At 66.5% G+C, this 23,350-nt stretch carries 24 protein-coding genes; 5 read left to right on the forward strand and 19 right to left on the reverse strand.

What is annotated here, in order from left to right:
* The 17 genes from modA to moaA form a co-directional block, all read right to left on the reverse strand.
* Window positions 1-744 carry a molybdate ABC transporter substrate-binding protein gene (gene modA / locus N5C18_RS14885; RefSeq protein ID WP_279944929.1) on the reverse strand — a complete coding sequence of 248 codons (744 nt, stop codon included), beginning with the start codon at window positions 742-744 and terminating at the stop codon, window positions 1-3.
* Between the two features lie 19 nt (window positions 745-763).
* On the reverse strand, window positions 764-1,540 hold the full coding sequence (locus N5C18_RS14890; protein ID WP_008265167.1) for a helix-turn-helix domain-containing protein: 777 nt from the start codon (window positions 1,538-1,540) through the stop codon (window positions 764-766).
* 11 nt (window positions 1,541-1,551) lie between these two features.
* The gene (locus N5C18_RS14895) at window positions 1,552-2,766 is read right to left on the reverse strand and encodes a coproporphyrinogen III oxidase (RefSeq protein WP_279944930.1); all 1,215 of its coding nucleotides are present in this window, start codon (window positions 2,764-2,766) and stop codon (window positions 1,552-1,554) included.
* Window positions 2,767-2,888: 122 nt separating this feature from the next.
* Window positions 2,889-4,220: a nitrate/nitrite transporter gene (locus tag N5C18_RS14900; RefSeq protein WP_053509926.1), complete on the reverse strand. Its 1,332-nt coding sequence runs from the start codon at window positions 4,218-4,220 to the stop codon at window positions 2,889-2,891.
* Between the two features lie 23 nt (window positions 4,221-4,243).
* The gene (locus N5C18_RS14905; protein ID WP_279944932.1) at window positions 4,244-5,143 is read right to left on the reverse strand and encodes a peptidylprolyl isomerase; all 900 of its coding nucleotides are present in this window, start codon (window positions 5,141-5,143) and stop codon (window positions 4,244-4,246) included.
* Window positions 5,144-5,146: 3 nt separating this feature from the next.
* Window positions 5,147-5,854 carry a respiratory nitrate reductase subunit gamma gene (gene narI, locus N5C18_RS14910; RefSeq protein ID WP_006449390.1) on the reverse strand — a complete coding sequence of 236 codons (708 nt, stop codon included), beginning with the start codon at window positions 5,852-5,854 and terminating at the stop codon, window positions 5,147-5,149.
* Complete coding sequence (gene narJ / locus N5C18_RS14915; protein WP_040007589.1) at window positions 5,851-6,531, reverse strand: nitrate reductase molybdenum cofactor assembly chaperone; 681 nt, start codon at window positions 6,529-6,531, stop codon at window positions 5,851-5,853. Before narJ ends, narI begins: the two co-directional genes overlap by 4 nt.
* A complete protein-coding gene (gene narH, locus N5C18_RS14920) occupies window positions 6,531-8,075 on the reverse strand; it encodes a nitrate reductase subunit beta (protein ID WP_164241175.1) in 1,545 nt (514 codons plus the stop codon). The genes narJ and narH overlap by 1 nt, the downstream gene beginning before the upstream one ends.
* The gene (locus N5C18_RS14925) at window positions 8,075-11,830 is read right to left on the reverse strand and encodes a nitrate reductase subunit alpha (RefSeq protein ID WP_279944933.1); all 3,756 of its coding nucleotides are present in this window, start codon (window positions 11,828-11,830) and stop codon (window positions 8,075-8,077) included. The genes narH and N5C18_RS14925 overlap by 1 nt, the downstream gene beginning before the upstream one ends.
* Before the next feature lie 71 nt (window positions 11,831-11,901).
* Complete coding sequence (locus tag N5C18_RS14930) at window positions 11,902-13,320, reverse strand: NarK family nitrate/nitrite MFS transporter (RefSeq protein WP_053449943.1); 1,419 nt, start codon at window positions 13,318-13,320, stop codon at window positions 11,902-11,904.
* A gap of 145 nt (window positions 13,321-13,465) precedes the next feature.
* Window positions 13,466-13,831, reverse strand: coding sequence for a hypothetical protein (locus N5C18_RS14935; RefSeq protein ID WP_164241178.1), 366 nt, complete (start codon window positions 13,829-13,831; stop codon window positions 13,466-13,468).
* The gene (locus tag N5C18_RS14940) at window positions 13,828-14,391 is read right to left on the reverse strand and encodes a molybdenum cofactor guanylyltransferase (RefSeq protein ID WP_279944934.1); all 564 of its coding nucleotides are present in this window, start codon (window positions 14,389-14,391) and stop codon (window positions 13,828-13,830) included. Before N5C18_RS14940 ends, N5C18_RS14935 begins: the two co-directional genes overlap by 4 nt.
* On the reverse strand, window positions 14,360-14,863 hold the full coding sequence (locus N5C18_RS14945) for a molybdenum cofactor biosynthesis protein MoaE (RefSeq protein WP_164241180.1): 504 nt from the start codon (window positions 14,861-14,863) through the stop codon (window positions 14,360-14,362). The genes N5C18_RS14940 and N5C18_RS14945 overlap by 32 nt, the downstream gene beginning before the upstream one ends.
* A gap of 3 nt (window positions 14,864-14,866) precedes the next feature.
* Window positions 14,867-15,127: a MoaD/ThiS family protein gene (locus tag N5C18_RS14950; RefSeq protein ID WP_053509909.1), complete on the reverse strand. Its 261-nt coding sequence runs from the start codon at window positions 15,125-15,127 to the stop codon at window positions 14,867-14,869.
* Between the two features lie 2 nt (window positions 15,128-15,129).
* Entirely contained in the window at window positions 15,130-16,380 is a 1,251-nt protein-coding gene (gene glp, locus N5C18_RS14955; RefSeq protein WP_279944935.1) for a gephyrin-like molybdotransferase Glp, read from the reverse strand.
* Window positions 16,380-17,375, reverse strand: a complete 996-nt coding sequence (gene moaCB / locus N5C18_RS14960; protein ID WP_279944936.1) for a bifunctional molybdenum cofactor biosynthesis protein MoaC/MoaB — start codon at window positions 17,373-17,375, stop codon at window positions 16,380-16,382. The genes glp and moaCB overlap by 1 nt, the downstream gene beginning before the upstream one ends.
* Before the next feature lie 8 nt (window positions 17,376-17,383).
* Window positions 17,384-18,364 carry a GTP 3',8-cyclase MoaA gene (gene moaA, locus N5C18_RS14965; protein WP_279944937.1) on the reverse strand — a complete coding sequence of 327 codons (981 nt, stop codon included), beginning with the start codon at window positions 18,362-18,364 and terminating at the stop codon, window positions 17,384-17,386.
* A gap of 194 nt (window positions 18,365-18,558) precedes the next feature.
* On the opposite strand from moaA, the gene N5C18_RS14970 reads away from it, so the two are divergent.
* A complete protein-coding gene (locus N5C18_RS14970) occupies window positions 18,559-18,963 on the forward strand; it encodes a hypothetical protein (protein WP_053509903.1) in 405 nt (134 codons plus the stop codon).
* Here N5C18_RS14970 and N5C18_RS14975 read toward each other — a convergent pair.
* Entirely contained in the window at window positions 18,957-19,286 is a 330-nt protein-coding gene (locus N5C18_RS14975) for a hypothetical protein (RefSeq protein ID WP_164087363.1), read from the reverse strand. The genes N5C18_RS14970 and N5C18_RS14975 overlap by 7 nt on opposite strands.
* Before the next feature lie 271 nt (window positions 19,287-19,557).
* Here N5C18_RS14975 and N5C18_RS14980 point away from each other — a divergent pair, with 271 nt between their 5' ends.
* The 3 genes from N5C18_RS14980 to N5C18_RS14990 all read left to right on the forward strand — a co-directional run bounded on the left by N5C18_RS14980 (window position 19,558) and on the right by N5C18_RS14990 (window position 21,574).
* Window positions 19,558-20,436: a DUF2971 domain-containing protein gene (locus tag N5C18_RS14980; protein WP_279944938.1), complete on the forward strand. Its 879-nt coding sequence runs from the start codon at window positions 19,558-19,560 to the stop codon at window positions 20,434-20,436.
* Between the two features lie 62 nt (window positions 20,437-20,498).
* Window positions 20,499-21,026: a nuclear transport factor 2 family protein gene (locus N5C18_RS14985; RefSeq protein ID WP_279944940.1), complete on the forward strand. Its 528-nt coding sequence runs from the start codon at window positions 20,499-20,501 to the stop codon at window positions 21,024-21,026.
* A gap of 155 nt (window positions 21,027-21,181) precedes the next feature.
* Window positions 21,182-21,574, forward strand: a complete 393-nt coding sequence (locus N5C18_RS14990; RefSeq protein WP_279944942.1) for a diacylglycerol kinase — start codon at window positions 21,182-21,184, stop codon at window positions 21,572-21,574.
* A 50-nt stretch (window positions 21,575-21,624) separates the two neighbouring features.
* Here N5C18_RS14990 and N5C18_RS14995 read toward each other — a convergent pair whose 3' ends face one another.
* On the reverse strand, window positions 21,625-22,548 hold the full coding sequence (locus tag N5C18_RS14995; protein ID WP_279944944.1) for a M14 family metallocarboxypeptidase: 924 nt from the start codon (window positions 22,546-22,548) through the stop codon (window positions 21,625-21,627).
* A 144-nt stretch (window positions 22,549-22,692) separates the two neighbouring features.
* Here N5C18_RS14995 and N5C18_RS15000 point away from each other — a divergent pair, with 144 nt between their 5' ends.
* On the forward strand, window positions 22,693-23,346 hold the full coding sequence (locus tag N5C18_RS15000) for a DUF3348 family protein (RefSeq protein WP_053509891.1): 654 nt from the start codon (window positions 22,693-22,695) through the stop codon (window positions 23,344-23,346).
* Window positions 23,347-23,350: the final 4 nt, after the last annotated feature.

Here is a 23,350-nt window from a genome sequence, read left to right on the forward strand (position 1 = left end):
TCAGGGCTTGCCGAACCCGTGCTTGGCCAGGATCGCCTGGCCCTGCGCCGAACGCACGAACGCCGTGAAGCGCTTGGCCTCGACCGGCTGCGCACTGGCCTTGGTCACCGCCAGCGGATAGGCGATGCGCCCCGACACCGGCACTGCGAAGGCCCGGCGCACCCGGTCGGGCATCGCCTGCGCATCGGTGGCATAGACGAAGCCGGCGTCCACTTCACCGCGCGCCACGTAATCCAGCGACTGGCGCACGTTCTGCGTGGTGATGGTCTTGCCCTGCACCGACGGCCACAGCCCAGCCTTCTCCAGCGCGCCCTTGGCATAGCGGCCAACCGGCACGCTGTCCGGGTTGCCCAGCGCAATGCGCTGCACGCTGGCACCGGCCAGGTTCTTCAAGCTGCGCGGCGCGGCCGTGGCCTGCGGCGGCACCACCACCCACAGCGCGTTCACCGCGAACACCTCGCGCGTGCCGGCCGCCAGCAGGTCCTGCTGCTGGGCCTGGTCCATGGTGGTTTCATCGGCCGACGCAAACACGTCCACCGGCGCGCCGCGGCTGATCTGCTGCAGCAGCACGCCCGAGGCAGCGAAGTTGAAATCGACCTTGGTTCCCGGGTGTGCCTTCTCGTAGGCGGCGCCCAGTTCACGGAAGCTCTCGGTCAGGCTCGATGCCGCCGACACCGTCAGGTCGGCCGCCCAGGCCGGCACCGTGGCCAGCAGTCCCAGCAACAACAGTCCCGCTCGTTTCATGGTCGGCTCCCGGCCAGGTTCAGTTCGGATCGGATTCGTCAGCCACCGCCAGCGCCGCCAGGCGCTCGGGCTGCAACAGCAGGATCTCGCGCTGCTTCACCGCGATGATCCCATCATCGCTCAGGCGGCGCAGCACGCGGCTGGCGGTTTCCGGCGCCATCCGCAGGTAGTTGGCGATCTCGGTGCGCGCCATGGTCAGGTTGAAGCGCGTGGCGGAGAATCCGCGCCGTGCATAACGTTCGGACATGTCCAGCAGGAACGCGGCCATGCGCTCCTCGGTGCGGTGGTTGGCCGCCAACGTGGCGACCTTGCCGATCTCCGCACTGAGCAGGCTGAACAGCTTGGCCTGCAGCCCCGGCATGCGCGTGGCCAGCAGGCTCAACTTGGGGAACGAGATGCGGCACAGGTGCACGGTATCCAGCGCCACCGCATTGCAGGGGAAGCGCGAACCATGGATCGCGTTCAGGCCGATCACCTCGCCTGGCAGGCTGAAGCCCAGCACCTGTTCATTGCCCTGGCTGTCATCGACGAAGGTCTTGACCATGCCCGCGCGCACCGCCGCGATCGAGTCGAACGATTCGCCGGCACGGAAGATGTAGTCACCGGCATGGAACGGACCGACATGGTCGACCAGCACATGCAGGTCACCCAGCGCGGTTTTGTCATACCCCTGCGACATGCAGGCATCGGAGAACGCACAGGTGCTGCAGAAATGCAGTGCGTCGCCGTCGTCGGCAGCAGCGGGATTCGGTGTCGCCTGGCGAAGGCGACCATGCGAGGGCGGATTCGGAGACATCGAGGCAACACTCAAGCGATGGCGGCCGCCGGCCGGAAGCATGCAGCCATCATACGCCACAGCAGGCGACCTTCTTCGGCCAGGCGCAGCACGCGTGCGTCCCACTGCGCCCAGCCGCGAGCGAGCAGTGGCGACAGCGCCGGCAGCTGTGCGGCGAAGCACTCCTCGAACGGTTCATCGTTGCGCCATTCGAAGGCGGCGGCATCGAGGGCATGGTCGCAGGCAATGCTCTGCGCCACCTCGGCCGCCAGCCGCTCGTCTTCAGACAGGATCAGGCCGGCGGACACGCCGATGTGCCCGGCCTGCAGCCGAGCGCGCCATTGATCCCATTCGTCCTCCAGCCGGTAGAACACCTCGCCGATCTGGCTGCAGGCAGACAGGCCGAGGCCAATGAAATCGCTGCGGTCACGGCGCGGCACGCCGGCCAGGTCGCAGTGGCGCTGGCCATCGCCTGGCCCGTGCGGGTTCGGCAGGTCACCCCGTTGATAGTGATCGCCGCCGATCGCCTCGTAGCCCGCTGCGCGCAGCAGGCGCCAGGCCTGCAGCCAGTTCGCGGCGGACGGATGCTGCGGCAACGCGCACGGTGCCGGCAGCAGCACGCGCTCGGGCGCTTCGGCCAGCACCTCATGCAGGCGTTCGATGAAGCCTGCATCCTCGCAAGCTGGCACCCGCAACTGGTAGTAACGCGCGGTGAAGCCCACCTGCCGCGCCTGCGCCAGCAGGGTCGGCCCCGGCGCGTCAGCCCGGTCGATCACGTTCAGGCGGGTGCACCCCAGCGCACGTAGTTGTGCCGGTGACAACGCGCTGCCAGCATCCAGCCGCACCTCTACCTGGGGTCGCGCCACGGTGCGCAGGTGCTGCGGCACCGCGTCCAGCAGCTGGCCGAGTTGCGGCGGTGGCAGCGTTTCGGCCAGTCCCAGCTGCAGGACCATGGCCACCACCTCGCGGTCCTCGGCCAGTGCATCGGCCTGCAATCGCAGCGCCTGCAGCAGTGTCTCCAGATAGGCCTGCGGCGGCACATCGCGCCCGCCGCGCCCGGCCTGGAAGCCCAGGGTCAGCCCGCGCGGGATCAGGTGCTCGTTGCTGGCGCGCACCGCGGCGCGCCAACCGCTCTCCCCAAAGCCGGTGCTGAACTGGTCAGCCGGCGGGAACAGCACATGCCGGGGTTGCCGCAGCAATGCCGCCTGCAGCGCGGTGTCCTCACTCTGGTCAACGTGGAAGCTCATGGCAGACATCTTCGGGCGTCTCTCCTCGCGTTGCCCTGATTGAAATCAAGCGCGGCGCATCGGTGGATTCATGCCGGCCAGCGGCCGGCACTACCCTTTCACCCGCTGACCGGCAACCCCGTTCACCTGCCGCGCGCACGATCGGCCGCGGCGGCGTCGATGGCTTCAGGCAGATCCGTCTCGCGGTCGATCTGCGGGAAGTGGCGGCGCTCCATGCGGCGGATGGCGAAATGCATCCAGGCCAGTGCAGCGGCCACCAGCACGAACAGCAGCATGAAGCAGCTGCTCCAGATGCCCAGCGCATCGTTCAGCGCACCGAACACGATCGGCAGGATGAAGCCGCCGAGGCCGCCGATCATGCCGACCACGCCACCGACCGCGCCGACGCGATCCGGGTAGTACACCGGGATGTGCTTGTAGACTGCGGCCTTGCCCAGCGACATGAAGAAGCCCAGCACGAACACCAGCACGGTGAACAGCACCACGCCGATGGCCAGGTGGAAGTGGATCGGGCCGTGAATGCCCTTCACCACGTACTCGGTGTCCGGGTAGGCCAGCAGGAAGGTGCAGATGGCCGAGACGCCGAAGGTCCAGTACATCACCCGGCGCGCGCCCATCCTGTCCGACATCCAGCCACCGACCACGCGGAACAGGCTGGCCGGGATCGAATAGCACGCCGCCAGCATGCCGGCGGTGCCGACGTCCATGCCATAGGCGCCCACCAGGTAGTGCGGCAGCCACAACGCCAGCGCCACGAAGCCGCCGAACACGAAGAAGTAGTACAGCGAGAACCGCCACACCTGCAGGTTCTTCAGCGGTGCCATCTGCTCGGCGAACGGCACCGGCTTCACGCCTTCGCGGCGCCGCTGCTCCAGCGACGGGTCTTCCTTGCTGAAGAGGAAGAACAACACGGCGGTGACGGCCAGCGCCACCGCCCAGACCTTGGCCACCATGGTCCAGCCGGCGGCCACCATCACCAGCGGCGCCAGCAGCTTGGTCACCGCCGAACCGATGTTGCCGGCACCGAAGATGCCCAGCGCGGTGCCCTGCTTGCTGGCCGGGAAGAACTTCGACACGTAGGCCACGCCGACCGAGAAGTTGCCACCGGCGATGCCCACGCACAGCGCAGCGAACAGGAACTGGGTGTAGGTCTGCGCATAGGTCAGCATCCAGGTGGCCACTGCGCCACACAGCATCACCAGCACCATCACCTTGCGGCCACCGAACTGGTCCGACCAGATGCCAAGGAACACACGGCTGACCGAACCGGTCAGCACCGGGGTGGCGATCAGCAGACCGAACTCGGTGTCGTTCAGTCCGAGCTGCTGGCTGATCTGGATGCCGATGATCGAGAAGATCATCCACACGGCGAAACACACGGTAAAAGCGAAAGTGCTCAGCCACAGCGCACGCTGCTGCTGCCCGGCACTGGCGGGGGCAAGAGCCTGGTTCATGGGGTCTCCTCGTTCACGATGGGTCAGCCGATATCCGCTTCAGCTTCGATCTCTTCCAGCCCGCGCACCGGATAGCGTTCCTGCAGCTGCAGCAGGTAGGCCTGCACTTCGCGCTGGCGCACCTGCAGTTCCAGGTACTCACGCAGCTGCGGCAGCACCACCTCGAACGGCTGCGGCTGGCCTTCTTCACGGGCGTCGATGCAGACCACGTGGTAGCCCCAGCGCGATTCCACCGGGAAGCCGGCCAGGCCTTCGCGCAGGCGGAACACCTGGCGATCGAACTCCGGCGTGGTCTGGCCCCGCTGCAGCCAGCCGAGGTCACCGCCCTCGCTGCTGGAGGGGCAGCGCGAATGGCGCAGGGCGAAATCGGCGAACAGGTGCGGCGATTCCTTCAGCAGCCCCACCAGCCGCTCACCCTCGGTGCGTGCGGCAAACCGCCCGGCAACGTCATCGGCCGGTGCCGCCAGCAGGATATGGCGCAGGCGCACGCGATCGGGCGAGCGGAAGCGCTCCGGGTTCTGCTCGAAATAGCGGCGGCAGTCCTCGTCGGTGGGTACACGGTCCTCGATCGCATCTTCCAGCAGTTGCTGGATCAGCACTTCTTCATCGCTGACCCGCCCACCCTCGGGCGCCTGCAGCCCCAGCCGCTGCGCCTCCAGGCGCAACAGCTCGCGCACCACCAGTGCACGCGCTGCCTCGGCGCGTGACTGTTCCGGGCGCATCGCCCGATGGTGCTGCATCTCGCGGGCGATCTCGGCCTCGCTGATGGCAATGTCGTCCACGAACAGCCGGCTCGGTGCCGGCTGCCCGAGCGAACGCGGCCCCTGCTCCGCCGCATCGTGGTGGTGCGAATGCGCCTCGGCAGGCACCGGTGCGGCGGAGTCGATCACAGTGATCGGCAGGAATTTCGGCAGGCTGCCCATGGCTTACTCCCGCGGCCCGTAGCGCAGCGTGGCCTGGCGCCGGCGCACCACCTGGTAGGGCCGCCACAGGTAGCTGATCGGGATGCTCCACACGTGCACCAGGCGGGTGAACGGAGCGATCAGGAACAGGGTCAGGCCCAGGAAGATGTGCATCTTGTAGACCCAGCTGACGCCTTCAATGTAGTCGGCGGCACCGGCACGGAAGGTCACGATGTGCTGGGCCCATTCGGCCAGCTGCACCATCACCCCGCCGTCCAGGTGGCCGGCCGAGATGCGGATGCTGTACAGGCCCAGGCACAGCTGGGCGAACAGCAGCACCAGCACCAGGGTGTCGCCGAAACTGCCGGTGGCACGCACGCGCGCATTGAACAGGCGGCGTACCAGCAGGATGCTGATGCCGATGAAGCACAGCGCGCCGAACACACCGCCGACCACCATCGCCAGCATCTGCTTCTGCGAGGAGGTGATGAAGTGCTCGTACACCGCGTGCGGGGTCAGCAGGCCGACCAGATGCCCACCGAGGATGGCCAGGATGCCGATGTGGAAGCAGTTGCTGCCGATCCGCATGCCCTTGTCCGACAGCATCTGGCTGGAGCCGGTGCGCCAGGTGTACATGGCCTTGTCATAACGGGCCCAGCTGCCGATCAGCAGCACCGCCACGGCGATGTACGGGTAGTACTGGAAGGCGAATTGATGCAGGGAGTAACTCATGGCTGGACCTCTCGATGCGAAGGACGGGCCGGCGAACGCACGGGCGGCTTGCAGTCTTCGGCAGGGGCTTCGGCGCCGAAGCGCACCGCCTCTTCCTCCCACAAGCGGTCCATGGCCTCGGCGGTATCGTCGCGGACTTCTTCACTGGCACGCTGGCGCAGCGCCTGCAGATCGGCCTTGCCGTCGCCGGCTTCGACCAGGATCTCGAACAGCACCCGATGCGGCAGCTCGCGCTCGGCGGCGCGCGCAGCCAGCATGCCGGCGATGTGGCCGATGTGGTGCAGCCACTCACGGGCCTCGCTGCCGGGCCGATGGGCCAGGAACTCCAGCAGCAGCGGCAGGTAGTCCGGCAGCTCGCGAGCATCCAGCTCGAAGCCATTGCGGCGGTACGTCTCGACCAGATCGACCATGGCCTGGCCGCGATCACGCGATTCGCCATGGATGTGTTCGAACAGCAGCAGGCTCATCGAACGACCACGGTCGAAACTGGCCAGCCACGCGGCCTGCGCATCCAGCGCATCGGTGCCCAGCAGCTGCTGCACGAAGCTGCGCAGCTGCTGGCGGCGGGCGGCGTTCAGCGCCGGGTCGTCGCAGGCGGCGAGTAGTTCCTCGCCGTGCTGCCACAGTTCCTCACGGGGGTAGTCCAGCAGCACCCCGACCAGCTTGAGCACGCTCATCACACCACCTCCTTGCGACGGTGGTTCGGCCCCTTGTCCACCACGAACGTGCTGGTGCTGCGCTGGCCGAACAGGTCGGCCGGGCTGTCACCGTTGCAGCCATTGCCGAAGGTGAAGCCGCAGCCGCCGCGCTCGCCGAAGGCATCGTTGGCATATTCGCGGTGGCCGGTCGGAATCACGAAACGGTCCTCGTAGTTGGCGATGGCCAGGTAGCGGTACATCTCTTCCACCTGGGCAATGCTCAGGCCGGTCTGCTCCAGCACCGCGGTGTCTTCTATGCCGTCCACGTTCTTGGCCCGGCGCCAGGCACGCATCGCCATCAGCCGCTCCAGCGCGCGCACCACCGGCGCTTCGTCACCGGCGGTCAGCAGGTTCGCCAGGTAACGCATCGGGATACGCAGCGAGGCCACGTCCGGCAGTTCGCCGCTCATTCCTACCCGGCCACGCTCGGCCGCCGACTGGATCGGCGAAAGCGGCGGCACGTACCAGACCATCGGCAGCGTGCGGTACTCCGGGTGCAGCGGCAGCGCCAGCTTCCAGTCGATGGCCAGCTTGTAGACCGGCGACTGCTTGGCCGCGTCCAGCCAGCTGTCCGGAATGCCTTCCTTGCGCGCGGCAGCGATCACCGCCGGGTCGTTCGGGTCCAGGAAGATGTCCAGGTGCGCCTGGTACAGGTCCTTCTCGGCGGCCACCGAGGCAGCCTCGGCAATGCGGTCGGCGTCGTACAGCATCACGCCCAGGTAGCGGATGCGACCCACGCAGGTCTCCGAGCACACGGTCGGCTCGCCCATCTCGATGCGCGGGTAGCAGAAGATGCACTTCTCCGACTTGCCGCTCTTCCAGTTGTAATAGATCTTCTTGTACGGGCAGGCCGACACGCACATGCGCCAGCCACGGCACTTGTCCTGGTCGATCAGCACGATGCCGTCTTCCTCGCGCTTGTAGATCGCGCCAGACGGGCACGCCGATACGCACGCCGGGTTCAGGCAGTGCTCGCACAGGCGCGGCAGGTACATCATGAAGGTCTTCTCGAAGGCGCCGTAGATTTCCTTCTGCACCTGGTCGAAGTTGTAGTCACGCGAGCGCTTGCTGAACTCCGAACCGAGGATTTCCTCCCAGTTCGGGCCCCACTCGATCTTCTGCATGCGTTCGCCGCTGATCAGCGAGCGTGGCCGCGCGGTGGGCTGGTGCTGGCTGTCCTTGGCGGTGTGCAGGTTCTGGTAGTCGAAGTCGAACGGCTCGTAGTAGTCGTCGATCTGCGGCAGGTCCGGGTTGGCGAAAATCTTGGCCAGCATCCGCCAACGGCCGCCGGCACGCGGTACCAGCTTGCCGGCGCGGGTGCGCACCCAGCCGCCGTTCCACTTGTCCTGGTTCTCCCATTCCTTCGGGTAGCCGATGCCCGGCTTGGTTTCCACGTTGTTGAACCAGGCGTACTCGACGCCCTCGCGCGATGTCCAGACGTTCTTGCAGGTGATCGAGCAGGTATGGCAGCCGATGCACTTGTCCAGGTTCAGCACCATCGCGATCTGTGCACGGACCTTCATCACACCACCTCCTTGCTGGCCGATGCCGAAGCACCAGCGGGCTGCTCATCGTCCAACCAATCGATCTTGTCCATCTTGCGTACGATCACGAACTCGTCGCGGTTGGTACCGCAGGTACCGTAGTAGTTGAAGCCATAGGCCAGCTGCGCGTAGCCACCAATCATGTGGGTCGGCTTGAGCACGATGCGGGTCACCGAGTTGTGGATGCCGCCGCGGGTACCGGAAATCTCCGAACCCGGCACATTGATGATGCGTTCCTGGGCGTGGTACATCATCGCCATGCCCGGCATCACGCGCTGGCTGACCACCGCACGCGCGGCGATCGCACCGTTGACGTTGAACAGTTCGATCCAGTCGTTGTCGACGATGCCGGCGCTGCGCGCGTCATCCTCGCTCAACCACACGATCGGGCCACCGCGCGACAGCGTCTGCATGATCAGGTTGTCGCTGTAGGTGCTGTGGATGCCCCACTTCTGGTGCGGGGTGATCCAGTTCAGCACGATCTCCTTGTTGCCGTTCGGGCGCTGGTTCAACAGCGGCTCCACCGTGCGCGTGTTGACCGGCGGCCGGTAGCCCATGAAGGCCTCGCCGAAGTCGATCATCCACTCGTGATCCTGGTAGAACTGCTGGCGACCGGTCACCGTGCGCCACGGAATCAGCTCATGGACGTTGGTATAGCCGGCGTTGTAGCTGACGTTGTCGTCTTCCAGCCCCGACCAGATCGGCGAGGAGATGATCTTGCGCGGCTGCGCCTGGATGTCACGGAAGCGGATCGCCTCGTGCTCCTTGCCCACCGCCAGATGGGTGTGCTCACGGCCGGTGAAGGTACCCAGCGACTCCCAGGCCTTCACTGCCACGTGGCCATTGGTTTCCGGCGCCAGGTGCAGGATCACTTCGGCCGCGTCGATCGCGGTCGAAATGGCCGGGCGGCCGTGGCTGACACCCTCGTCGTGCACGGTATGGTTGAGCTTGCCGAGGAATTCGACCTCGTGCTTCGTGTCCCAGCTCATGCCCTTGCCGCCGTTGCCCAGCTTGTCCAGCAGCGGGCCCAGCGAGGTGAACTTGCGGTACAGGTTCGGGTAGTCGCGCTCCACCACCGTCATCGACGGCATGGTCTGGCCCGGGATGGCCTCACACTCGCCCTTCTTCCAGTCGGCCACGCCGAACGGCATGCCCAGTTCATTGGGCGTGTCATGCAGGGTCGGCACCAGCACCAGGTCCTTTTCCACGCCCAGCACGCCCGGCGCCATCTCGCTCACGGTGCGGGCGACCTCCTTGAAGATCTCCCAGTCACTGCGCGATTCCCACGCCGGATCCACCGCCTTGGACAGCGGATGGATGAACGGGTGCATGTCCGAGGTATTGAGATCGTCCTTCTCGTACCAGGTTGCGGTCGGCAGCACGATGTCCGAGTACAGCGCCGTGGTGCACATGCGGAAGTCGAGCGTGACCAGCAGGTCCAGCTTGCCTTCGGGTGCCTCGTCACGCCACTTCACTTCCTGCGGCTTGATCGCGCCCATCTCGCCCAGGTCCTTGCCCTGCAGGCCATGGCGCGTGCCGAGCAGATGCCGCAGCATGTACTCGTGACCCTTGCCCGAAGAACCGAGCAGGTTCGAGCGCCAGATGAACATCATGCGCGGATGGTTCTGCTGCGCATCCGGGTCGGCGAAGGCGAAGTCCAGCGAGCCATCCTTGAACTTGCCCAGCGCATAGTCGGCCGGGGCCACGCCGGCCGCTTCCGCCTCGCGCACCAGCTGCAGCGGATTGCGGTCCAGCTGCGGCGCGCACGGCAACCAGCCCATGCGCACGGCGCGCAGGTTCAGATCGGCCAGGCTGCCGCTGTACTTGCTGGCATCGGCCAGCGGCGAGAGCAGCTCGTCCACCTGCAGCTTCTCGTAACGCCACTGCCCGGTGTTGAAGTAGAAGTACGAGGTGCCGTTCATGTGCCGCGGCGGGCGGCTCCAGTCCAGGCTGAACGCCAGCGGCTGCCAGCCGGTCTGCGGGCGCAGCTTTTCCTGGCCCACGTAATGCGCCCAGCCGCCACCGGTCTGGCCCACGCAGCCGCACATGATCAGCATGTTGATCAGGCCGCGGTAGTTCATGTCGTTGTGGAACCAGTGGTTCATGCCCGCGCCGACGATGATCATCGAACGGCCGTGGGTCTTGTCGGCGGTACGCGCGAACTCGCGGGCGATCTCGATCACTTCCGCACGCGACACGCCGGTGATGCGCTCCTGCCAGGCCGGGGTACCCGGCACCATGTCGTCGAAACTGCGCGCCACGTTGCCGCCGCCGAAGCCACGGTCCACGCCGTACTGGGCCAGCAGCAGGTCGTAGACCGTGGCCACCAGGGTGTCGCCGCCGTCGGCCAGGGCCAGGCGACGCACCGGGATGTTGCGCTCAAGTACCTCGTCGGCCGGCGCCGCGGTCCAGCCGTCGGTCTCGATGCCACCGAAGTACGGGAAGCTGACCGCTTCGATGCCTTCATGGCCCTCGGCCAGGCTCAGGCGCAGGCGCGTATCGGCGCCGTTGCTGGCCTTCTCCTCGATGTTCCACTTGCCCTTTTCACCCCAGCGGAAGCCGATCGAGCCGTTCGGCACCACGATCTGGCCACTGCTTTCGTCATAGGCCAGGGTCTTCCAGTCGGGGTTGTTCGCTTCGCCCAGCCCGCCGAGTTCACTGGCGCGCAGGAAGCGGCCCGGGACCAGCCGGCCATCATCGCGACGCTCCAGGCGCACCAGCATCGGCATGTCCGAGTACTGGCGGCAGTAGTCCTGGAAGTACTGCGAAGGCGAATCGACATGGAACTCGCGCAGGATCACGTGGCCGAACGCAAAGGCCAGCGCCGCGTCGGTGCCCTGCTTGGGGTGCAGCCAGTGGTCGGTCAGCTTGGCCAGCTCGGAATAGTCCGGGCAGATCGCCACCGTCTTGGTGCCGTTGTAGCGCGCCTCGGTGAAGAAATGCGCGTCGGGCGTGCGCGTCTGCGGCACGTTCGAGCCCCAGGCGATGATGTAGCGGCTGTTGTACCAGTCCGCCGATTCGGGCACGTCGGTCTGCTCGCCCCAGATCTGCGGCGAGGCCGGCGGCAGATCGCAGTACCAGTCGTAGAAGGACAGGCAGGCGCCGCCCAGCAACGACAGGTAGCGTGCGCCGGCCGCGTAGGACACCATCGACATCGCCGGAATCGGCGAGAAGCCGACCACGCGGTCCGGGCCGTACTGCTTCACCGTGTACAGGTTGGAGGCCGCAATGATCTCGTTGGCCTCTTCCCACTGCAGGCGCACGAAGCCGCCCATGCCGCGGCGGCTCTTGTACGAACGCGCCTTTTGCTTGTCCTCGACAATGCTGGCCCAGGCATCGACCGGGTCCTTGCTCTTGCGCGCTTCGCGCCACAGGCGCAGCAGCGTGCCGCGGATCAGCGGGTACTTCAGCCGGTTGGCGCTGTACAGGTACCAGGAATAGCTGGCGCCACGCGGGCAGCCACGCGGTTCATGGTTGGGCAGGTCCGGGCGGGTACGCGGGTAGTCGGTCTGCTGGGTTTCCCAGGTGACCAGGCCGTTCTTGACGTAGATCTTCCAGCTGCACGAGCCGGTGCAGTTGACGCCGTGGGTGGAGCGCACGACCTTGTCGTACTGCCAGCGGGCGCGGTAGCTGTTTTCCCAGTCGCGGCCCTCGCTCTTGGCAAATCCATGGCCATCGGCAAAAGACTGGGGGTCACGCTTGAAGAACTGCAAGCGATCAAGGAAATAACTCATCGGGGGTCTCCCTTTGCGGACATCTGCAACGTGGCTGTGGTGTTCATTGGCTGCGGTGCGTTATCAAGTTGTCAGCAGGGTGTCTCGGCACCGCGCCGGTAGTACCACCACCAGGTCACGGCCAGGCAGGTGATGTAGAAAACAACGAATCCGTACAGCGCCATGTCGGGGCTGCCGGTCAAGGTGATGGACGAGCCATAGCTCTTGGGGATGAAGAAGCCGCCATAGGCGCCGATCGCACCGGAGAAGCCGACCACCGCGGCCGACTCGATGCTGGCCTGGTGCGCGGCCGCCGCCTTGCCTTCGGCGGTGTCGTTGGCCGACCAGCGCTCGTGCAGGGTGCGGAAGATCACCGGGATCATGCGGAAGGTGGTGCCGTTGCCGATGCCACTGAGCACGAACAGCGCCATGAAGCTGAGCAGGAAGCCATGGAAGTTGCCGCCCTGGCCGTGGCTGGGCAGGAAGTGCAGCACCCCGAACACGGCGGCGATCATCAGCGCGAACACCCAGAAGGTCAGGCGCGCGCCGCCCCAGCGGTCGGCCAGGCTGCCGCCCACCGAGCGCATCAACGCGCCCAGCAGCGGGCCGATGAAGGCGTAGGCCAGCGGATTCACGTCCGGGAACTGGCTCTTCACCAGCATCGGGAAGCCGGCCGAGAAGCCGATGTAGGAACCGAAGGTGCCGATGTACAGCCAGCACATCAGCCAGTTGTGCTTGCGGCGGAAGATCACCGCCTGCTCGGAGAACGACGAGCGCGCACTGGTCAGGTCGTTCATTCCGAACCAGGCCGCAACCGCACAGATCGCGATCGCCGGCACCCAGATGAAACCGGCGTTCTGCACGAACAGCGACGCCCCGCCCTCCACCGTGGGCTGCGGCGCACCACCCAGCGCACCGAACACGCCCACGGTGATCACCAGCGGAATCACCGCCTGCGCCACCGACACACCCACATTGCCCAGGCCGGCGTTCAGGCCCAGCGCCAGGCCCTGCTTCTGCTTGGGGTAGAAGAAAGAGATGTTGGACATCGACGACGAGAAGTTCGCTCCGCCAAATCCGCACAGGATGGCGATGACCACGAACACCCAGTACGGCGTGGCCGGGTCCTGCACCGCAAAGCCCAGCCAGATCGTCGGCGCCAGCAGCGAGGCGGTGGACAGCGCGGTCCAACGGCGGCCACCGAAGATCGGAATCACGAACGAATAGAAGATGCGCAGGGTCGCGCCGGACAGGCTGGGCAGTGCCACCAGCCAGAACAGCTGGTCAGTGCTGAAATTGAAGCCGATCTTCGGCAGGCTGATCGACACCGCCGAGAACAGCACCCAGACCGAGAAGGCCAGCAGCAGCGAGGGAATCGAGATGACCAGGTTGCGGGTGGCGACCCGCTTGCCGGTGCGCTCCCAGTAGCCGGGGTCTTCCGGCGTCCAGTCGCTGATGACGCGACCCGGACGGGAGGTGCTGCGGACAACAGGATCGCTACCGACGGTCATACATGGCTCCAAGGCTGTGGAATGACGTGGGTACTGCGTTTCAAGTTGTGACCCGTCGTCATGCAGCCATTAGGCCGTGCAGCACGGACGACGGGGTTGATCTGGATCAATCAGGAACGGGTTTCCACCCTGCCCCTGACAAATGTCAAACCGATGAAGCCGCGCTGCGGCGGGTTACCCCGCGCTGGCGCACGCTGTCGCGCACATCGACATCGAACTGGAGTTGAAGCTGGCTGCCATCTTCCAGGGCGATGTCGAATGGCAGGCCATCACGGCACGGCAGGCGTGCCGCCAGTGCTTCGACCGCAATGCGCGGCAGGACCAGGCGGCAGAAGGTGCCGCCGTCCAGCAGCACGGGCTGCTCGCCAGCATGCAGCGAGACCGCCATGCCCCAGCCTTCGATGCCGCCAAAGCGGGTCATGTTCTCGACCGATTCACCGGCCAGCAGGCGCGCCAGCTCGGCCTCGTCCAGGCGAAGCCGTACCGACTGGTCCTGCAACTGCACTTTCATGACGCAACATCCTCCCATTGTTCGGGGGTATTGCAGTTGACCAGTCCGGCCTCGTCAACCGGGGCCAGGGCGACGGTGTTCACGCCCAGGCGGCGCTGCAGCGCCTGCAGCGAGCGCGGGCCGTCGGGGTCATCCAGCATCGATGCCAGCGCGGCCCGGCAAGCATCGTCCATATTCAGCAACATGGGCAGGGGGTGGCCCGTAAAGATCGTGCACGGAGCGTGATGGCCGTCACGCAATTGCTGTAACAGGCGCGGGGGCAGCAGCGGCGTATCCACCGGCACCACCCAGGCCGGGCCATCGGGCATGTGCGTAGCCACGCTGTAGAGCCCGCCCAGCGGGCCACAGCGCGCCACCTGGTCGGGGATGCCGCCGAAGGCCGGATAGTCGCCGCTTACCCAGACCCGCTTGGCACCAGCCCGCAACAACAGGCCGCGCATGTGCTCCAGCAGCGTGCGCCCCTGCCACGGCAGCAACGCCTTGTCGCGGCCCATGCGTCTGGACAGGCCGCCGGCCAGCACGATGCCGTCAATGGTGGTGGTGGTCGTGCGCGTGGTCATGGGCATGTGCGGGCTCGCTGTCCGCATGGCAGAGACTGCACCCCTCGCTCCACTCGCTGTCGCCGTCCTCGTAGTGCTCCTGCTTCCAGATCGGGCACTGGTGCTTGACCGCTTCGATCAGCTGCCGGCAGGCACGGAAGGCCTCGTCACGGTGCGGGCTGCCGGCAGCCACCACCACCGCCACGTCGCCGATACCCAGGCGACCCTTGGCATGGGCCACATACAGCTTCAGCTTCGGCCCGAACGCAGCCTCCACGTCCGCGGCCAGGCGCTTGAATTCGTTCAGTACCAGCGGCTCGAACAGGTCGTAGGTGATCCCGGTCACCGGCCGGCCGATATTGACGTCGCGCACCTTGCCGATGAACACATCGATGCCGCCGAAGCCCGGATCGGATACTGCGGCGATACCCTCGGCCGGATCGATCGCCGCCTGCGCGCGGTCCACCACCTTCGCGATGATCTTCTCGCTCACGGCTCAGCCCCCGCTTACCGGCGGCAGGATCGCCACCCGGCCATCGTCGGGCAGCGCCTCGTGGTCGCGCAGCACGCGTTGCTGGTCGGCGAATGCCGAGTAATCCAGCAGGCCCGCGCGGAAACCCGGCCAACGCACCGGCAACAGCTCGCGCAGTGCCTGGCGCAGATCGGCCACAGTGCCACCGGCCACGTCGAGCGCGATTTCGCGGCTGGCATCCAGATCGGAAAAGGCACCGAACAACTGCAGATTCACCTGTTTCATCATCACTCCTGGCTCACCAGCTGCACCGGTTCGTGGTGACCCCAGCCCTGCACGCGCACGTAGGTGCCCGCGTTGGCCAGGTCTCCCTCGGCCTCCAGCACCACCCAGGCGTTGGCCTGCAGCATCGACATCAAACGGAACGATTCCTGCCCGGACAGCACGCGCGCACTCAGGCGCCCCTGCCCGTCCACCTCCACCCGCGCACGCGCGTGGAAGCGCAGGCCCGGCGGCTTGCGTACGTCGGCCTGCAGCGGCAGCTGCAACACGGTTTCCGGCGCCAGCCCCAGCAGGCGGCGCAGCACCGGCTCCACGAAGAAGCGCTGGCCGACGGCGGCCGAGACCGGGTTGCCCGGCAGGCCGAAATACAGCGCACCATTGGGCAGCACCGCAAACAGCAGCGGCTTGCCCGGGCGGATCGCCACCTTGTGGAACACGATGCGCGCACCGCGGCCACGCAGCGCATCGGGAACGAAATCGTAGCGGCCGGCCGACACCGCGCCGGTACTGATCAGCAGTTGAGCCCCTGCGGCCAGCGCTTGATCCAGCACCGCGTTGAACGCGGCCACGTCATCGCCCACCGTGCCCTGCCAGACCACTTCGGCACCGGCCGCTTGCAGGCGACCGACCAGATAGGGCCGGTTGCTGTCACGGATCTGGCCCGATTCCAGCGCCTGCGCGGCCTCGGTCACCAGCTCCTTGCCGGTGGCGATCACAGCGGCCTTCGGTCGTGCCATCACCGCCACTTCGCCCACGCCGATGGCGTGCAGCAGGGTGCGGGCGTTGATATCCAGCACCTGCCCGGCCTGCAGCACGCGCTCGCCGTCGCTCACGTCCTGGCCACGCAGGCGCACGTGCTGGCCCGGCTTCACCGCGCCCTTCAACGCGATACGGGTCGGGCGGCCGTCCTCGCTGGCGAGGATCTCCACATTCTCGACCGGCACCACGGTATCCAGTCCGGACGGCATGCGTGCGCCGGTCATGATTTCCCAGGCACCCTCGCCGCCCTCGGCACCGGCATCGCCGGCGGCCTGCCAGCCCTGCACCGTGAATTCGGTACCGCTATCGAACGCAGCACCGTTGGCACGCAGCGCAAAGCCGTCCATCGCAGAATTGTCGAACGGCGGCAGCGACTGCTCACTGATGACGTCACTGGCCAGAGTGCGGCCGCCGGCCTCATGCAGCGGCAGGCGCTCGGTCGGCAGCGGCGTGGCCGCATCCAGCAGGTGCTGCAGGGCTTCGCTATAGGCAATCATCAGTGGCCACCACCGTCGACCATCGCCAGCGCGTGGCCCAGCACCGGCGCCAGGATGTCCAGGCACTGTGCCGCCGCCTTCGGGCTGCCCGGCAGCGCGAACACCAGCATGCCGCCCAGCTGCACTACTTCGGCACGGCTCAGCCAGGCCATCGGCGTGTGCTGCGCGCTCAGCGCCCGCACCATCTGCGCCAGGCCGTGCACCGGCCGCGCGTTCAAGGAACGCAGCGCCTCCGGGGTCAGGTCGCGCGGGCCCAAGCCGGTACCGCCGGTACACAGGCACAGGCGCACGCCATCGGCAGCCAGTGCCTGCAGGCGGCCCGCCAACGGCTCGATGCCATCGGGCAACACCTCGGCGGACACGACCTCACCACCCAGCCTTTTCACGCCAGTCACCAGGGTCGGGCCAGAGACATCTTCATAGGTACCCTCGCTGGCGCGATCGCTCAGCGTGATCACCGCGCAGGCCGCGCCCTCCAGGCCCTTCGGCGCACGCGGCTTGAAGCGCGCGCGCTCGGCCTCGTCCATGCCATCGGGATGCAGCCACACACCGCGCTTGCCGCCTTCCTTGAACAGCAGGCGGATGCCTTCGATGCGCAGCGCCGGTTCCACCGGCTTGCTCAGGTCGTACAGGGTCAGCAGCGCCGCGTTGACGCCGGCCAGTGCCTCCATCTCCACGCCGGTGCGCGCCTCGCTGGCGCACTCGCACCACACGCGGATCGCCTGCCGTTCCGGTACCGGCGCGCAGAATACCTGCACCAGCTCCAGCGGCAACGGGTGGCACAGCGGCATCAGCATCGAAGCCATCTTGGCGCCCTGCAGGCCGGCAATCTCGGCCATCACCAGCGCATCGCCCTTGGGCAGGCGGCGCTCGACAATCAGCGGATAGGCCACCGGGCCGGCATGCAGCTCGCCCACCGCCACCGCACGGCGGCGGGTGATGCGCTTGTCGCGGACATCGGCCATATGGAAGGCCGCATTCAATTCCCCACTCATCGTGTTGCTCATCCTCCGATGGAGGCCAGGTGCGGGGTGAGCCCGGTCTGGCCCTGGTGCAGGCCATGCCCGGCCGCTTTAAGGCCAAGCTGGGTGGTGATGCGCGCCAGCAGCGCGTCATGGTCATCGTCGCTCTGCAGCAGCGGCCGCAGCGGCACGCCGAACTCGCCGAACAGGCACAGCCGCAGGTCGCCCTTGGCGGTCACCCGCAGGCGGTTGCAGCCCTTGCAGAAGTCACGCGAATACGGGGCGATGATGCCGATGCTGCCGCGATGGTCGGGGTGCCCGAACTCGCGCGCCGGACCGGCATCGGCGGCCCGCGGGCGCTCGTGCCAGCCAGCGGCCAGCAGCTGCTCGATCACCACGTCGGCACGCAGGTGGTGGCGCTGGAAATAGGCTTCGTTGTCGCCGGTGCGCATCAGTTCGATGAAGCGCACGCTGAAGGGACGGTCGCGCAGGTAGTCCATCCACTGCGGCAGCTCGTCGTCGTTCAGGCCGCGAAGCAGCACCGCATTGAGCTTGATCGCCGGCAGGCCCAGTGCCTGCGCCAGGGCCAGGCCCCGCTCGATCTCCGGCAGGCGATCGTGCCCGGTAATGGCCTTGAAGCGCTCGCGCTGCAGGCTGTCCATGCTTACGTTCAGCGCGGTCAGCCCCGCCCGGTGCCAGCCGGGCAGGCGCCGCGGCAGCAGCGTGCCGTTGGTGGTGATGGCCACCTTGCGGATGCCCGGCACCGCCGCCACGGTGGCGATGATCTCGTCCAGGTCCTTGCGCAGGCTGGGTTCGCCGCCGGTCAGGCGGATCTTGCTCATGCCCAGCGCGGCGAACGCGCGCACCAGCCGCGCGATTTCATCCACCTGCAGGAAGCGCGGGCGGCCATCGGCCTGGTAGCCATCGGGCAGGCAGTAGCTGCAACGGAAGTTGCAGGCTTCGGTCAACGACAGGCGCAGGTACGGAAAGCTGCGTCCGAAACCGTCGGTGAGTTGGCTCATGGCTGGTCCACCTTGTTGCTCCACCGTCTTGCCTGTGCCCGGAATGGCCCGGAAACCCTCGTCTGCTGGAACGATTGCCAGAGTACGCGGCCATCAGTTCCATGGGCATGACTTAAATCAATCGTCTTCGGCCCCACACGGCAGGCGTTGTGGCAGCATGCGGCTTTCCGTGCAGCGGGCGTGTGACAACCCTCATGATGATGAATGATTTCCAGCAGCTGCTGCACGCCGCAGGCCAGCAGGCTGAACCGCAACGCTTGCTGTTCGTATTCGTGCGCGCCGAGCTGCCTGAGTCGCCCACTGACGACCAGCGCGGCCGGCATGACCGCCGCGAGGGCGGCACCCTGTCGCCGGTGCTGTGCGTGGACAAGCTGCCCGCCGAAGTGCCCAGCTTCCAGGCGCTGGCGGCTGAATCGACCACCACCGGCATCGACTGGGACCTGGTGTTCGTGGCCGCGCTGGACGGCCGCGCCGGGTTCGCCCCCAACAGCGATGAGGCCGCGCGCCCGCTGAAACTGATGGTCAATGCCATCCATGACGGTCAGATCGGCCGCTTCGCCGCCTTCGACCGGGGCGGCGAGCCTGTTCAGTTCTATTGACCCACCAGCTGCAGGGTCAGGAAGAAGATCACCAGCACGGTGTTCAGGCCCCAGGCCACGGTCAGCCCGCGCGCGGCCACGCCCAGGTTGGGATTGTGTGCGCTGGGCGCCGCCCGCCAGACCGCCGGAATGATCCAGCCGGTATAGAGCAGCAGGGCGGCAAACACCCCCAGCAGCAGCGGCGTGCGCCCGTTGGCCAGGGCCCAGAGAGCCACGGCCCACAGAATGTTGCTGGGGATGACGCCCTGCAGCCAGAACACGCTCCAGAGGCGGGAACGGCCCGTGGTGTCGGGCGCCGGGTGCAGGGAAGCGGTAGCGGTCATAAGTCTCCTTCTGGTTAGGAAACGTGCTCGGGCAGCCTGCGCTTGGCGGATGGGAACGTCAACCCGTGTCGTGCATCACGCTTTGGCGTCTGATGGCGGAATGGTACGGACCTGGCCGGCGCTGGCCGACTGCGACCAGTGCGCGAGCTGGACCGCAACACGACCGCTGCCACGCCCCGGAACACCTTGAGCATCGGGGTACTACATTGCTGCAGCGCACATATGCAGGGCGCATACTTCTCTTCTCGTGCAAACAGGAATCCACTCGATCATGGAAGAAGCCTCCATCCAGCACGGCATTCCGGTGCCTCCGCTCTACAAATTTGTGGGTGCAGAGCGACTTGTTTCGATTCTGAAGAATCCCTCGCTTCGATTCACCCAACCCCCGCTACTCAATGATCCCTATGAGTGCCATCTGACATTGGACAGGAAGGAGGTCATGCGGGCCTTCCGAGCGTACTGGAGAGAGTGCAATCCAGCGATGGAAGATGCCGAACTGGACGTGCACATGCAGGCGATGGAGGCCGAGCGTATGTCCGATGAACTTCTTCGGTATCGCGACTTCAGGAACAGCCTTGGGGTCGTTTCGCTTTCGGAGGACCCGCTGAATCTTCTGATGTGGTCGCACTACGGGGATGAGCACCGCGGCGCGGCCATCGAGCTTGACTGGACCCACACCGATCTCAGACCGGGTTCAACGGGCGGATCCACCTACTCGGATCTGGTCAAGGTCGATTACAGAGAAGACAAGGTTTGCGGGCGCCCGGACCCGGACACGATCATCAAGGTTCTCTCCACCAAATCGCCGCATTGGAGCTATGAACGTGAGTGGCGTCTGATCCGGACTCTCAACCTCACGCGCAAGGTCCAGGACAACGTGCATGTCGTTGATTTCGATCTGTCTGCGATCAAATCCATTCATCTGGGAGCGAATTTCAAGGCCCATCTCCTCCCTGAAATCAGGAGGCTCTGCGATGAGCAGGATGGCGGACACATTCAGTTTCTCAAGGTTGCCGTCTCCCCCCACAGATTCCAGCTGCGGGCATCCACCCTGGAGGCGCATGGTTGGGCACTGCTTCATCGCGAACACCATTTTGGAGATGCAGCACCGGAAGCACTCGCCTGTCTTCCGATGGAGGGCGACATCTGATGACGGGACGGCTCTCAACCGGCAAGACGCGGCGCTGAACCCTCCAACCTCAGGATCCGGACATGCCCAGCAAAGCAACATCCGCCACTGCCCTCGCCCTCCTGCTTTCAGTTGTGTTGCCGGCCCACGCCGCGCAGAACGCGCCCGCCGACATCAAGGCCATCGAACAGGTCGTCGAATCGTTCCGCACCTCGCTGATCAACAAGGACAAGCCGACCTACATGGGCCTGTTCTTCTCGGACAAGGCGGAAGACATCGGCTGGCAGTACGTTTCGGAGGATGTGCGCCTGCAGGACATCCGCAAGGCCAAGCCCGATGCGATCAAGGCGCGGAAGATTCCCGCCAATAATTTCATCGCGCTGATCGATGGAGTCGTGGCGTCGCCGAAGCCGAGGGAGGAAAAATTCTCCAACACGAAGATCGAGACCGATGGCGACGTGGCTTCGGTGTCGTTTGACTACAGCTTCCACGACGATGAGGTGAAGACCAACTGGGGCAAGGAGATGTGGCAGCTGATCCGCACCGAACAGGGCTGGAAGATCTTCTCGGTGGTCTATTCGATCCGCGATTCACGCAGCCCGGCGGAGTGAATCGCCGGCGGCCGCGCCCGGCTATTCCTGCGTAGCTAGGTGACTCGGCCCTTCGCAGTACTACGCCGGTTGAGCGCAATGCTAACGAGGGTCCGACGCTTTCCCGACGCCCGTCTGCACATCCTGTCGCGAGGTCAATTCATGGCAGGACCGGCATGCAGCCACCTCCCCCCAGGGACAGCGGCAAGTACCCGCATGGCAAGACCGGCCTTCGCCGCATCTTCCACACGCTGATCCATTCACGCGACGGCTTCATCGCCACCTTCCGGGGCGAAGCGGCCTTCCGGCAGCTGTTGCTGCTGCACGCGTTGCTGATGGTCGCGGCGTTCGTGCTGGACATCAGCACGATCGAACGGGCCGTGGTGCTGGCCGTCTGCTTCATCAGCCTGCTGGTGGAGCTGCTCAACTCGGCCATCGAAGCAGTGGTCGACCGCATCTCGCTTGACCACCACCCGCTGTCCAAGAACGCCAAGGACATGGGCAGCGCTGCCCAGACCACCGCGCTGCTGATGGTCGGCACGGTGTGGGGGGTGATCCTGCTGGGCTAGGTCACGCCTGACCCGCCGGGCATGACCCGGCGCGCCCCTGGGCGGATGTCTTACTGCGTGGTCAGGGCAAAATCCAGGCCCGCACACACCGCCGCCACCTGCGCGTCGTTGCATTCCTGCGGGTTGGTGCGCGGGCTGTCCGGGTAGACCTCGGTGGTGGTGGCAAAGCGCGCGTCGGTGAAGCCGGCGCAAGCGCCGATCGAACGCGATTCACCCCAGACCACGCCCGGCGACTGCAACGGCAGGCCGACCAGATTGCCCTCGGCATCGGCCGGGGCGATGTGGGTGACCGGCGCAACCGCGGCGATCAGCGCCTTCTGGAATTCGGCCTGCGGATCTTCGCTGTTGCCGATCACGTAGAAGCCGTCCGGAATGGTGTCGCGCTCGAACGGCTTGCCGTCGCGGGCGCAACGGGCCGGATCGAACTCGTGCAGGTCGCTGTCGGTGGTCTCGTGCAGGTCCAGGTGCACCAGCAGGCTCGGCTTGCGCTCGGCCACCCAGCGCATCAGCGCGGCGGCTTCCTCGATCTGGCCGCCGTCACGGAAGCTGCGGTTCGGGTCGATGGCATCCGGGTTCCAGCGCTGGATGCGCTCGTAGCCCCACGGACTGACGCACGGCGCCACGATCAGGTTCAGCCGGCCCAGGTAACGCTCGGCCTGCTGTTCCAGGAACTGCAGGGCGCCATGCACGCCGCTGGTCTCGTAGCCATGCACGCCGCCGGTGATCAGCGCGGCCGGCAGTGCCGGGTTCCAGTCATGGTTGACCACCGCGAACAGCGGATAGTGGTCCGGGGCGTAGTCCAGCTGGCCGTACTGGATCACATCGAAGATGCCGTCATCCAGGCGCTCGAGGGCGGCCACCACATCGTCGTGGTAGCTGCGCTGGCGCTGCTGGCGGGCCCGCCACTGTGCGCGTTCGGCGTCGCCCCAGGGCTGTCCGGGGGTGCCGATCGGATAGAACTGCGCAACAGTCATTGGGGAACTCCAGGGTCGAACGGGTGGGTGCAGCCGGTCATTCTAAGCCTTGTCGCGCCTGCGGGTCCCCTCCCCCTGCCCCGCCTTCATCCAGCCGGGGTCATCTGGTTGTAAAATCAACGGTTTTTGGCCCCTCACCCCTTGATGGCGAACGCAGCGCAGCCGGTCCTGGGTGGACCGGAATTCCTCCGCCTGCTCGCCCGTCTCAGCGACGGCGCGATGCCGGCCAGCAGTCCCGCCCTGACCGATCGCCTCGGCCAGTGGGTGGACTGGAGCCGTGCCGTGGCCCTGTCAGGAGCCCTCGGCGGGCGCCTGCCCGAGCCGGGCGAGGCCGCCGAAGCAGTCGAGGATGTGCTGGCCGACTGCGCCCAGGCCCATGCCAGTCTGCTGGCCTCGATCCGCGAGGATGCCGAGGCCGAGCGCCTGCTCGACCTGGCCGAAGCCGCCGCCGCACCCAATTTCGCCTCGCTGCGCCAGCGCTACCGGGTGCTGCAGCAGGCCATCCAGACCGCCACCGGGCGCCTGCGCGGCCGCCTGCGCGACCAGCTGGTACAGGTTTCGCCCGAGCTGGCACGGCTGGCCGAGGTCGACGCGGTGATGGAACAGACGCTCACTCCGCGCGAGCACAGCCTGCTGGCCACTGCGCCGGCGGTGCTCGGCGCCCGCTTTGAACGCGTGCACGGCCAGCCGGGCTGGCGCGCGGCCTTCCGCCATGACATGCGCACCCTGCTGCTCGCCGAGCTGCAGCTGCGCTTCCACCCGATCGAAGGGCTGCAAGACGCCCTGCGCTCCCACTGACCGG

Source organism: Stenotrophomonas sp. GD03930 (assembly GCF_029839665.1).
GTDB classification, from domain to species: Bacteria; Pseudomonadota; Gammaproteobacteria; order Xanthomonadales; family Xanthomonadaceae; genus Stenotrophomonas; species Stenotrophomonas forensis.